This window comes from Marinobacter sp. UBA2498 (assembly GCF_002341575.1).
In the GTDB taxonomy this organism is placed as follows: domain Bacteria; phylum Pseudomonadota; class Gammaproteobacteria; order Pseudomonadales; family Oleiphilaceae; genus Marinobacter; species Marinobacter manganoxydans.
Window position 1 is genome coordinate 1774 of the sequence record NZ_DDOI01000078.1, and the last position, 12446, is coordinate 14219.

The window sequence follows — 12446 nt, forward strand, 5'->3', positions numbered from 1 at the left end:
GAGCGGGCGAAAACGGGTCATCCCGGCAAAGGAGTCGGCAAAAATATGCACCGGGTTGGTGCAACATAGGTTCGGGTGCTCGATCATGACGCCTTTCCCGAGAGCAAAGCCCGGGCGGCCGCAAGGATGCGATTGTGGCTTGCAGCCTCCCGGCCCGCACCACCGGCAACGTGGCCCCAGTCCGATTCCAGCGATTCCACGGTTGCGCCAGGCATCCGGAGGCCATCCTCACTGGCGTCCTCCCTGGTAAAGTAGAGATCGGTGGTGCAGGGCATCATCCGGGTAGGCATGGCAATGGCAGAGAGCGCCGCGTCGAAATCCATGCCAAATACGGGGTTGTCGCTGATATCGCCGTTCTGCCAGGTGTTCAGCACGGTGAGCAGATCATTGGCGTCCTGGCCCAGATGATCCTGCTCCCAGAATCGAAGCAGCTCTTCAATGGAGCCAAAACCCTGTTCGCGCCAGAGCTCGTGACGGAAAAACGCCTGGGAATAAGCCCAGCCCGCATAAACCCGGCCGAAGGCCCGGAGTCCGCGTTCGGGTGGAGTCCGGTAGCGGCCATTCTCGAAGGCGTGGTCACAGGTCAGTGCCGCCTTTACGCCCTCAAGAAATACCCGGTTGTGGGGATAGCACCGCGCGGTGCAGCAGGTGGCCAGCACTGCGCGCACCTGCGTCGGAAACAAACAGCCCCACTGCAGCGCCTGCATCCCGCCCATGGACCAGCCCATCACCAGCGCGATCCGGGCGTCTCCGAAGACGTCCTCCACCAACCGCTTTTGTAGCATCACGTTGTCATACAGGGACACGGCAGGAAAGCCCGGGCCGCCCTGTGCTCCGGCGGTGTTCGAGGGTGAGGATGATTCGCCTGCGCCCAACAAAGCGGGAATAACGATGCAGTAACGATCCGGATCGAGGGGGCTGTTGCCTCTAACCCACGGGTGATTACCCGCGGCTGCACCACCGTAGTACGTGGGCAGCATAATAAGGTTGTCTTTTGGTGCATTCAGCTCGCCGATGCGGTGGTACCGCAATCTCGCGGAGTGCAACGTTTCGCCGGAAGTCAGAGGCAGGTCACCTGCTTCGTAATCTTCTACAAGCCATTGCTTCGACGCCATTTTCCCCTCTCTTTCAGGCTGACTGTTTGCCTGAAGTCTCTCGCCTTCGCTCTTATATATACACGCTGGCATGTAAGTTGAATGGCAAAAACAAAGAAAGAAACGTGCCAGAACCCAAACTGATTGCCCGCATGACGGGCCGGAGAAAAACAGGATGACGGAATTGACCAACACCCAGGCCCTGAAAGAGAAGCTCACAGAGGAAGGTGTGAAATACGCCATTGCCAGCTACGTGGACATCCACGGTGTGACCAAAGGCAAGTTCGTGCCCGTGGCTCACTTGGGGCAAATGATGGAAGGCTCGGAGCTTTACACAGGCGCCGCCCTGGATGGCGTGCCCCAGGATATCTCCGACGACGAGGTCGCCTCCATGCCGGATGCCGATGGGCTGGCCATCTGCCCCTGGAATCGCCAGCTGGCCTGGTTCCCGGGCAATCTGTTCCTGAACGGCGCGCCTTTCGAAGCCTGTTCCCGGAATATTCTACGTCGTCAGCTGAGTGCGGCGGCCGATATGGGGTATCGCTTCAATCTCGGTATTGAAACCGAGTTCTTCCTGTTCCGGGATACCGAGGATGGCGGCTTTGCCCCGCTGAGTGATCGCGACAACCTGGGCAAGCCCTGTTATGACCCCCGCACGCTCATGGATAACCTGCCCATCATGGATGAGCTGGTAGACGCCATGAACGAGCTGGGCTGGGATGTGTACTCGTTTGATCACGAAGACGCCAACGGCCAGTTCGAAACCGACTTCAAATATGCCGACGCACTGACCATGTCCGACCGCCTGGTGTTCTTCCGGATGATGGCCAACGAGATTGCCCGCAAACATGGCGCTTTCGCGAGCTTCATGCCCAAGCCCTTTGCCGACCGCACCGGCAGTGGCGCCCACTACAACATGTCGCTGGCGGATCTGAAAACTGGCGAAAACCTGTTCGAGCCCAAGGGCGACGATCTGCACAACTGCGGCATCAGCAAGATCGCCTATCACTTCGCCGCAGGTGTGCTGAAACATGGCGCGGCCATCAGTGCCGTGATTGCGCCGACAGTGAACAGCTACAAACGGCTCGTTCGCCAGGGCAGCATGTCGGGTTCCACCTGGGCACCGGTATTCATGTGTTATGGCTCCAACAACCGCACCAATATGATCCGGATTCCCGGCATGGGCGGGCGCATCGAATGCCGTGCCGCAGACATTGCCTGCAATCCCTATCTTGGCAGTGCGCTGATTCTCGCTGCAGGGTTGGAAGGCATCCGTGAAGGTCTGGACGCGGGCGCCCCCCACCACGAGAACATGTACAACTACAGCGATGCTGAAATCGCCGAGCAGGGCATCGAGTATCTGCCCCGGAACCTGGGCGAGGCGGTGGAGGCCTTTGAGGCCGATCCGCTGGCGAAAGAAGTCTTCGGTGAAGCCATGTTCAAAAGCTTTATCGACTTCAAGAAAGGCGAGTGGGAGAGCTATCAGAACCACGTGTCGGCCTGGGAAGTGGACCGTTATCTGAAAATGTTCTGATAGCTACAGGGCCTGATGTCAGCTTCGGAAGCCTGGATCGATGCGGTCCAACTTCCGGAGAAGTCCTGGCCAGGCAAGGTTGCCACCCATGCCCTTGGTGACCTTTTTGGCCTGCTCCCGAATGGAGCTGAGAATGGTATCGGGAATACGTACCAGCGGCTGGCCTCCGGACATGGCCTGAATCTGGACCTCGCAGGCGCGCTGCAGGATGTACATGTTCAGGAAGGCCTCGGCGACGCTGGGTCCCGTGGTCAGCAGGCCGTGGTTGCGCAGGATCATGAAACGGGCGTGGCCCAGATCTGCCTGCAGGCGCGCTTTCTCGTCTTCGCGCAGCGCCACGCCTTCGTAATCGTGGTACGCGAGTCCGGATAGCGGAAAAAGACTTTGCTGGGACAAGGGCAGCAAGCCTTCCTTCTGCGCTGACACAGCGACACCGGCGGTCGTGTGGGTGTGCATGACACAGGCAGCATCCTCACGAACCGCATGGATGGCGCTGTGAATGGTGAAACCGGCAGGGTTGATGTCGAAATCGTCTGGATTGATCTTGTTGCCTTCCTGATCAATGCGCACCAGGCTGGAAGCCGTAATTTCCTCGAACATCATTCCGTAGGGGTTGATCAGGAAATGATGCTCGTCACCGGGAATTCGCACCGAGAGATGGGTGAAGATAAGGTCGTCCCAGCCGTAGAGAGCAATCAGTCGGTAGGCGGCGGCAAGGTCAATGCGAAGCTGCCACTCCTCCTCACTGACTTCACCCTTTTTGGATGGAATTGCCAATTGCTCGGACATAGTGCTGACCCCTCGGAATCGGTTGGTTTTATTGTTGATTGACGGTCAATGTAGCGCCCGCAAGAATCGGATGGAAGGGGGCGAAGCAAACGCGCATCATATGGATGATGGGTTGTGCGCACATGAAGGAGCCGAAGCATGGAAAGTTTCCGAACCCCGATGCAGGACGAGAAGGATAGTGACGCGAAAGCATCCATGCCCGTTGCCGATCGAATGGTCGCACTGGCCAGGTACATCGAGAGCCGGCCAGATGAACCGTTGAGCCTTGCCGACCTCGGCGCTGTGGTTGGGTTGTCGCCATCCCGCGTACAGCGGGTGTTCAAGGAAACCTTCGGTGTCTCACCAAAGGCTTATCAGGATGCACTGCGCCTGAACCACTACAAGCGGGCGTTGAGAACAGGCCGGACCGTGACCGATGCAATCTACGATGCCGGCTTTGGTTCGGTCAGTCGCGTCTATGGCAAGGCAGACCGACAGGTCGGCATGCCGCCTTCCCGCTACGGCAAGGGTGGGGAAGGTGAAACCATTGCCTATGCCTGCCGGGAAACGGCTCTCGGCCTGCTGATGATGGCCGCCACCGATCAGGGTGTGTGTTTTGCCGAATTCGGGGATGATGAGACGGCACTGGGAGATCAGTTACAGAAGGAGTTTCCGAAGGCTCGACTGGCTCCGTCTGGGGCAAAGGGATCGCCGGAGCTGGATGCGTGGATGTTGGCTCTGGATGAGCATTTGAGCCAGAACATGCCCAGACCGGATGTCCCTCTGGATATCCGTGGCACCGCATTCCAGACACGCGTCTGGAAACTCCTGCTAAGCGTCCGTGAAGGTGAGGTGGTGAGTTACACGGAGCTGGCAAGGCGACTGGGCGAGCCCAAAGCCGTTCGGGCTGTGGCCTCCGCCTGCGGGCGAAACCGCATCGCCGTGCTGATTCCCTGCCATCGGGTGTTGCGCAGTGACGGTTCCCTCGGTGGTTACCGCTGGGGCCTCGACCGAAAACAGCAATTGCTGGAGAAAGAGCGCTCAGCCTCGACCCAGTAGCACCCAGAACTGTCGCTGGAAAAACGCCGTTTCCTGTTTCAACGAAAACAGCTTCGGCGTAAACAGCCAGGTCTGGGTAATGCCCATCAGATAGGTGTAACTCAGCAGTCCCAGATCCTCCGGGTCTTCCTGTGTAGAAATCAGACCCTGCTCAGCTGCCTGGGCAACCAGGTGCCGGAACATCGCAATAATCGACCGGGTCAACGCCCGTTCCCGCTTCAGCGTTCGGCTCATGGCATCGGTTAGTTCGGTCTTGTTCAACAGAATCTCGAACGACTGACGATACTTCCGGTCATTGGCCAACAAGCTCAGCCAGCGTTCAATAAAATGATCCATGGCCTCAATGGGCGTTTCCCGCATGCCAGAACACTCCGCGACCAGGGCTTCCAGCGGTTCCTGGGAGTAGGCAAGTACAGCTTCGTACAGATCATCCTTGTTCTCGAAATGCCAGTAGATCGGCCCACGGCTACAACCGGCTTCTTTGGCAATACGGCTCAAAGTCGTTAGTGAGTAACCGTCCCGGCTAAACAACTTGAGCGCGGCCTCAAGCACAGTCTGGCGGGTTTTCTCGGCATCTTCCTTGGTACGACGCATAAATAGATTTTTCTCGGCGGCTGATCATGAGGTTGGACGATTGGGTTTGGGGTGCCTTTCCAAAACTGTGCGGAGCCATGGATGGCGGAGCCCAAGCGCCACATGGATGTGCCGCAAGGAGCGTGTTTTGGAAAGGCACCCCAAACCCAATCCACCTCCGAAGCCCACAAAAAAGGGCACGAACATCGTGCCCTCGGCTAACCATCAAGGCAAGCAATCAGAGGCTCAGATCTCCCCGTCTGCCGCCATCTCCATATAACTGTCATTGAAACGAAGCTTCACGTTGCCAGAGTCACCCATGATGGACCCATCCGGGAACTCGATGCCCACGAAGTCCGGGCTCATGGCCCCCTGGCCCAGCAGGCCCTTCTCGAAGGAGAACTCACGTACGCTGTCCATCGCTTCAGACGCCTCGTCGCTGTTGATGAAGTCCACCGACATCTGCGGCTCCCAGAACATCTTCATGCCTGCCAGCTGTGCTTCGTAGCCGCCCTGGTCCGTGCCGGAAAGCTCGCCCAGGTATGCCCGCGCCTCCGCACCCTCTGGGGTATCGGACTCAAGAATACTCATGGTCTCGTACCAGGCTCCGACCAATGCCTTGCCCAGCTTGGGATTGTCGGCCAGGGTCTCGGTGTTTACCAGAGTCAGATCCTTGATGTGGCCCGGAATCTGGCTGGAATCAAACAGCTTTGTAGCACCGGGATAGGCTTCCACTTCGCTCAGCAACGGATTCCAGGTTGCCACATGGCGAACATCGTCGGTCTGGAATGCAGAGACCAGATCAGCGTCAGAAATGTTGACCACGCTCAAGTCACGTTCTTCCAGGCCAACGCTGGCCAGGGCGCGGGCCAGGAGGTAGTGGGAGACGGACAACTCAACCAAATGAACGGTTTCGCCTTCCAGCTCTTCGATTCTGGACGCATCTTTTGAAACCAGGCCGTCGTTGCCGTTGGAGTAATCACCGACGATCAGCGCGGTGGTATCCACACCAGAGGCTGCGGGAATCGATAGGCCGTCCATGCTGGTAGCGGTCACGCCATCGAACTGGCCGGCGGTGTACTGGTTGATGGATTCGATGTAGTCGTTCACCTGCACGATATCCACCTCGATATCGTACTTGTCCGCCCACTTTTTCATGATTCCGTAGTCCTCGGCGTATTGCCAGGGCACCCAGCCGGCATAGATGGTCCAGGCGATGCTGAAGGAATCCTTTTCCTGGGCCATTGCACCCATGGACAGGGAGGCCGTGAACAGACCGGCCGCCAGACCTTTGGTGATGTCGCGTGTTTTCATGGTGTCTCTCCTCGGGCCTTGCCCGTGTTTGCAGGTTTGGTCTTTTTCAGGTTTTTTTGGTTGCTGGCATTACTCGGTAATGTCTTCCACGATCACGACCGGCGTGCCGGGCGAAACCGCCTGTCCCGCTTCCCGACGCACGTCAACCACGCGTCCGGTTACGGGGCTCAGTAATTCGATTTCCATCTTCATGGATTCAATAACCGCCACCGGCCGCTGGGCATCGATGGTGTCGCCTGGCTTGACCAGGCACTCCCAGAGGTTACCGGCTACGTGGCTTTCTACCGCGTGCTGGCCTGCTGGCAGGTTGGCAATGTCGTCTTCGCCCGTGTCCTCGATCGGTGCTTCGGAGCTGAAGTTGATCTGGCCCGACTCGATCCAGCGCTGCAGTTCCTCGTCGAAGGCTTGTTTGCGCTTGGCTGTGAAGGTCTGGATTTCGTCGTCGTTGTTCGCCAGAAACTGCTCGTAGTCCTTCAGGTTGAAGCGGGTTTCCTCGACCTTTATCGGGTAGTCGCCATTGGGAAAGTCCCGTCGGATTTGCTGCAGTTCTTCGGCACTGACCTCGTAGAAGCGCACCTGGTCAAAGAACCGGAGCAGCCAGGGCTTGCCGGGCTCGAAGAAATCGGTGGTGCGGTAGCGATTCCACATCTGCAGGGTACGACCGACAAACTGGTAGCCGCCTGGCCCTTCCATGCCGTAGATGCACAGGTAGGCGCCGCCGATGCCCACGGAGTTCTCCGCGGTCCAGGTTCGTGCCGGGTTGTATTTGGTAGTCACCAGCCGGTGCCGGGGATCCAGCGGCGTGGCCACCGGTGCGCCCAGATAGACATCGCCCAGGCCCATGACCAGATAGCTCGCCTCGAAAAGCGTCTTCTTCACCTCATCGATGCTGTCCAGCCCGTTAATACGGCGGATGAATTCCAGGTTGCTCGGGCACCAGGGGGCGTCCTTGCGCACTGACTGCATGTACTTGGCGATGGCGGTCTGGCAGGCCTCGTCATCCCAGGACAGGGGCAGCTGCACGATGCGTGCGGGCACATCCCACTCGGGCTGTTTTTCCAGTTCCTTTTCAGCGCTGATCAGCAGATCCAGCAGCGTGCGTTGGCACAGTTTCTGGCTGTCGTAATGCACCTGCAGGGAGCGGATGCCGGGGGTCAGCTCCAGAATGGCATCGTGATCCTGATCGCGCAGCCACAGCATCAGCGCGTGGGCGCGGAAGCGCAGACGGATATCCAGTTCCATCGGGCCGTATTCCACCAGCACGTAATTGTCGCCGGCGGCCCGATAAACCACGCCGGTTTCGTGTTCATCGTCACTGAGTGACGCCAGAATCGGAGAGGTTGGCGTGATCGGTTTGATATGGGCGGTCGCTGCGGTCAGGGTGGCGATGGACTCGTCGAGGGCTTCCCGCAGGGCCACGGCCTGGTCCTGGCTTACCGGTACAAACTTCACCTTGTCACCGGCTTTCAGCTGGCCCAGTTTCCAGAGGTCAGCGCTGATGACGGTCACCGGGCAGACAAAGCCGCCCAGGCTGGGGCCATCGGGACCGAGAATGACCGGCATATCGCCCGTGAAATCCACGGTGCCAACTGCGTAGGCGTTGTCGTGGATATTGGACGGATGCATACCGGCCTCGCCGCCATCGCTGCGCGCCCATTCCGGTTTCGGGCCAATCAGGCGAACGCCGGTGCGGCTCGAGTTGTAGTGAATCTCCCAGTCGCTGGCGAAGAAGGTGTCTATATCTTCTCCAGTGAAGTAGTCCGGCGCGCCATGGGGGCCATAGGTGACGTGCAGTTTCCAGGTTTTGCCGATGGTCGGTTTCAGTTCGGCAGGAAGGGCTGTCAGACCGGTTGGCTCCGAATCCGCCAGGGCCAGCACATCGCCGGCCCGCAAGGCGCGACCACAATGGCCGCCGAACTGGCCCAGGGTAAAGGTGCTGCACGAGGTCAGGTATTCCGGGCAGTCCAGCCCACCGCTGAATAGAACATAGGCCCGTGCTCCGTCCGCCGTGGTGGCACCCAGCTTCAGGGTAGCGCCAGCGGGCACGTCAATCACCTGCCAGAAGGCGACCGGCTTATCGTCCAGCGTGGCGTCCAGCTGGGCGCCCGTCAGCGCAATCTGGGTGGCGCGGTTGAAGGTGAGCACTGGTCCCTTCAGGGTGATTTCCAGACCTGGAGCCCCTTCCGGATTGCCCAGCAGTCGATTGCCAAGCCGGAACGAATAACTGTCGAAAGGACCCGACGGTGGTACGCCGATTTCCCAATAGCCGATGCGACCGGGGTAGTCCTGGATGGTGGTCAGGGTGCCGCCACTGAGCACATCCACGGTGGCCGGCTGGTAATCGAATTCGTTGAGGGTTCGAGTAAACAGTCTGCCCTCGGCAAAGCGCGGGTCGTCCAGTACCTGGCGCACGTATTTCAGGTTGGTCTCGATGCCATAGAGCTGGCTGTCGTCGAGTGCCTGCATCAACCGCTGGCGGGCCGATTCGCGATCGGCCTCATGCACAATCACCTTGGCGAGCATGGGATCATAGAGCGGCGACACCTCCGTACCCGGTTGGATCCAGGTGTCGATTTTCAGGCCATCCTCTTCGGGCCAGGCCACGTTGGTGAGCAGGCCTGCGCCGGGCTGGAAATCCTTGTTGGGGTCTTCCGCATAGATCCGGGCCTGGATGGCGTGGCCGGAAGGCGCGAGGTTGCTGCCCAGTTTTGCCAGGTCGGGCAGGGTGCCTGCGCCCAGTTCCACCATCCATCGGACCAGATCCACGCCATAAACCTGCTCGGTCACACCGTGCTCCACCTGTAAGCGGGTATTCACTTCCAGGAAGTAGAACTCGGTGGTGTCCGGGTCGTAGATAAACTCCACGGTGCCGGCACTGCGGTAGCTGATACTTTCGCCCAGCTGGCGCGCGGTGGCGTGCATGCGTGTGCGGACGTCCTCGGTGAGCCCGGGAGCCGGTGCTTCTTCAATCACTTTCTGGTTCCGGCGTTGGGCGGAACAGTCTCGCTCGCCGAGGGCCAGAACCTGGCCTTTGCCATTGCCAAACAGCTGCACTTCCACATGGCGGGCATGTTCCACAAATTTTTCCAGGAACACGCCGTTGTTGCTGAAGTTGTTCTGGCTCAGGCGCTGGACCGACTCGAAGCTCTTGCTGAGATCGTCCGGGCCGTAGCAGCGGGACATGCCAATGCCGCCACCGCCGGCGGTGCTTTTGAGCATCACCGGGTAGCCGATGGTGTCGGCGGCTTTCAGTGCTTCTTCCAGATCGGTCAGCAAGCCAGTGCCCGGGAGCAGTGGCACACCGGCGCTTTCCGCCAGTGACCGGGCCGTATGCTTGAGACCGAATTGCTCCATCTGCTCGGGTGTCGGGCCCAGGAAGACCACGCCCGCGGCGTCACAGCGTCGGGCAAAATCGGCGTTTTCGCTCAAGAAGCCGTAGCCGGGGTGGATGGCGCCGGCACCGCTCTTGCGGATTACCTCGAACAGTTTGTCCTGATCCAGGTAAGTGGTCGCTGCCGGGCCGTCTCCCAGGGAATACGCCTCGTCCGCCTGACGCACATGCAGCGAATCGGAATCCGTTTCGGCGTAGACGGCAACCGAGGTCAGACCCATGTCCCGCAGGGTGCGAATAACCCGGCAGGCGATAGCGCCGCGGTTGGCGATCAGGACCTTTGAGAATCTGCCGCTCAGCTCCATGCCAGCACCTCGATCGGTGTCGGGTTCCAGCCGTTGCAGGGGTTATTCAGCTGCGGGCAGTTGGAGATCATCACTAGAACGTCCATCTTCGCTTCCAGTTCCACGTATTTGCCGGCATCGGAAATCCCGTCGGCGAAGGTGAGTCCGCCGTCTGCCGTGACCGGGACATTCATGAAGAAGTTGATGTTGTGGGTGATGTCCCGTTTGCTCATGCCCAGTTCTTCATGTTCGGTAACGGCCACCAGCCAGCTGTCCCGGCAGGCGTGCATGCACTTTTTCTCAAGGGCATAACGGGTGGTGTTGCTCTCTGCCGCGCAGGCGCCGCCCAGGGTGTCGTGACGGCCGCAGGTGTCTGCGGTGATTTCCAGCATCACGTTGTTTTCAGAAGACATCAGTTTCGAGCCGGCGGTCAGGTAGACATTGCCCTGCTCACGGATGGTGTCCACGGCACTGTAGCGTTCGGTTGGATTGTGGGCGTTGTAGAACAGGGTGTCGGCGGCCTGGTTGCCTTCCAGATCCAGGATTCGGACGGTCTGGCCGGCTTTCACCACTTTCAGGAAATACTCGCCAGCCGGCACGGTTTCGCGGAAGGCGGCATTTTCGGGCTTCAATGTGCTTTGCTTGATCATCTCCGGCCTCCCATTACTGCATCAGGTGATAAAGAGCGGTGTTGGCAAATGCCCGTGTCGCCTCGGGCGACGAGGTTTTGCACGGATCGGCATCGGTCACCGGGGCCGCCTTGAACAACTGGTACCGCAGCGGATGGCTGGGGTATTCGCTGGCCGGATTCATCGGATGCGGGCAGGTGTGCAGCACCACGATGGTGTCCATCTCGAATCGAAGGTCCACTGTGGCGCCGGCGTGGGAGTGACCCTCGGCGAAAGTCATGTTGCCGTCTTCGTCGGTATTTACCTTGCTGAACCAGTTCAGGTTGGCAGTCAGGTCTTTCTTGCCGAGGCCATGCTTGGCCAGCTCGTTCAGGAAGCTGTTGAACCCGTTTCGGTGGTAGTGGTTATGGGCTTCCTGATAGGTCTTTTTGCCCCAGCGCTTTTCCACCAGATCGGCATTGCAGGTGCCGGCGACGGTGTCGTGCCAGCCCAGGTCATCGCGGATGATGGAGGCAAATACCCGGCCCATGTCCGAGAGCAACACGTGGCCCTTGGTGAGCAGGAAGGTGTGCTGGTTTTTCAGGGTGTCCGGCATGTTGTACCGCTCGAGCGGGTTCTCGGGGTTGTACATCAACATGCCGACGTTGGCACCGCCGGTTTCGTCAATCAGGCGCAGCACGTGGCCGCGGCGCATGATAAAGGACCAGTGGGATCCGCCGGGAATCAGATCGTCGTAGAGGGGGGTTGCGGTTTGCAACATGGCCTTTTCCTCCTGGTTAGGGCATTTAAAAAGCGAGAGGCGTCAGTAACTGAGCGATCCTCCCGGGCTTTTGTCCCGCCGTGTAACCTTGGAAAAGGTCGTCAACTCTCGGACCAGCCGTCTGCACGGATTGATGGCAGACCGGAACCCTAGTTGACCATTGGTCAGATTGTGGCGCGTTGATTGTGGTTTCAGTAACCGACTTCTCGCTGCGTAATGGATACTCTGCAGAGTCCATGCCAATCGCTAAATTACTGTTTTTATTGTGGTGGGATTTGAGGTGTCTGACAGGTCTGCTTCTTGCCTGGGCGAGCGCACTGTTTTTGTGCATCGAGCAGTGCCTTTCCTGTGCATTTATTTTCGGAGAGTGATTTCGGAGCCGCGCCAATGGTGGCATGGCCTTCGAGCCATCTACTACCAAGGGAGGAGTTTTTCGCCTCCATCGCACCATTCAACTTTCCGGGTTTGGCGTCTACATTGAATGGGTAAACGCGAAAGGCCGCGTTGCCCTGCGACAAACACAACAAGAGGTCGAGATCATGATCTACGCACAACCAGGAAAGGATGGCTCCGTCGTTTCTTTCAAATCCCGTTACGAGAACTACATCGGTGGGGAGTGGGTTGCCCCGGTAAAAGGCCAGTATTTCGAGAACATCACACCGGTCACTGGCAATGTGATCTGTGAAATTCCGCGCTCCAGTGCCGAAGATATTGATCTGGCCCTGGACGCAGCGCACAAGGCGGCACCTGCGTGGGGCAGGACCTCTCCCACCGAGCGTTCCAACATCCTGCTGAAAATTGCGGACCGCATCGAGGCCAACCTCGAGAAGCTCGCAGTCGCTGAAACCTGGGACAACGGCAAGGCCGTGCGCGAAACCCTGAACGCCGACATTCCCCTCGCGGCTGATCACTTCCGCTACTTCGCGGGTTGTCTTCGTGCCCAGGAAGGCCACATGGGCGAGATCGACCACAATACCGTGGCATACCATTTCCACGAGCCGCTGGGCGTGGTTGGTCAGATTATTCCCTGGAACTTCCCG

At 59.0% G+C, this 12446-nt stretch carries 10 protein-coding genes and 1 riboswitch; of the genes, 3 read left to right on the forward strand and 7 right to left on the reverse strand.

Annotation, left to right across the window (positions count from 1 at the left end; genetic code table 11):
- Positions 1–83: 83 nt before the first annotated feature.
- Complete coding sequence (locus B2W52_RS10570) at positions 84–1115, reverse strand: alpha/beta fold hydrolase (protein WP_286802943.1); 1032 nt, start codon at positions 1113–1115, stop codon at positions 84–86.
- Between the two features lie 154 nt (positions 1116–1269).
- On the opposite strand from B2W52_RS10570, the gene glnT reads away from it, so the two are divergent.
- The gene (gene glnT / locus B2W52_RS10575) at positions 1270–2628 is read left to right on the forward strand and encodes a type III glutamate--ammonia ligase (protein WP_286802945.1); all 1359 of its coding nucleotides are present in this window, start codon (positions 1270–1272) and stop codon (positions 2626–2628) included.
- A gap of 18 nt (positions 2629–2646) precedes the next feature.
- Here the strand turns inward: glnT and B2W52_RS10580 are convergent, their stop codons facing one another.
- Complete coding sequence (locus B2W52_RS10580) at positions 2647–3417, reverse strand: class II aldolase/adducin family protein (protein WP_008171006.1); 771 nt, start codon at positions 3415–3417, stop codon at positions 2647–2649.
- Positions 3418–3555: 138 nt separating this feature from the next.
- Between B2W52_RS10580 and B2W52_RS10585 the strand changes: the two genes are divergently transcribed.
- The gene (locus B2W52_RS10585) at positions 3556–4455 is read left to right on the forward strand and encodes a bifunctional transcriptional activator/DNA repair enzyme AdaA (protein ID WP_053113104.1); all 900 of its coding nucleotides are present in this window, start codon (positions 3556–3558) and stop codon (positions 4453–4455) included.
- Here the strand turns inward: B2W52_RS10585 and B2W52_RS10590 are convergent.
- The 5 genes from B2W52_RS10590 to B2W52_RS10610 form a co-directional block, all read right to left on the reverse strand.
- Positions 4438–5049 (reverse strand): TetR family transcriptional regulator, encoded by a 612-nt coding sequence (locus tag B2W52_RS10590; RefSeq protein WP_273068837.1) that lies wholly within the window; start codon positions 5047–5049, stop codon positions 4438–4440. The genes B2W52_RS10585 and B2W52_RS10590 overlap by 18 nt on opposite strands.
- A gap of 225 nt (positions 5050–5274) precedes the next feature.
- On the reverse strand, positions 5275–6342 hold the full coding sequence (locus tag B2W52_RS10595) for a putative urea ABC transporter substrate-binding protein (protein ID WP_273068839.1): 1068 nt from the start codon (positions 6340–6342) through the stop codon (positions 5275–5277).
- A gap of 69 nt (positions 6343–6411) precedes the next feature.
- Positions 6412–10038, reverse strand: a complete 3627-nt coding sequence (uca, locus tag B2W52_RS10600) for an urea carboxylase (RefSeq protein ID WP_273068841.1) — start codon at positions 10036–10038, stop codon at positions 6412–6414.
- Positions 10029–10667, reverse strand: a complete 639-nt coding sequence (locus B2W52_RS10605) for an urea amidolyase associated protein UAAP2 (RefSeq protein ID WP_273018581.1) — start codon at positions 10665–10667, stop codon at positions 10029–10031. The genes uca and B2W52_RS10605 overlap by 10 nt, the downstream gene beginning before the upstream one ends.
- Before the next feature lie 13 nt (positions 10668–10680).
- Complete coding sequence (locus B2W52_RS10610) at positions 10681–11406, reverse strand: urea amidolyase associated protein UAAP1 (protein ID WP_273018580.1); 726 nt, start codon at positions 11404–11406, stop codon at positions 10681–10683.
- A 57-nt stretch (positions 11407–11463) separates the two neighbouring features.
- A riboswitch (guanidine-I (ykkC/yxkD leader) is annotated at positions 11464–11570 on the reverse strand.
- Positions 11571–11945: 375 nt separating this feature from the next.
- Here B2W52_RS10610 and B2W52_RS10615 point away from each other — a divergent pair.
- A partial coding sequence (locus B2W52_RS10615; RefSeq protein ID WP_286802947.1) for an aldehyde dehydrogenase family protein occupies positions 11946–12446 on the forward strand: 501 nt, incomplete at its 3' end.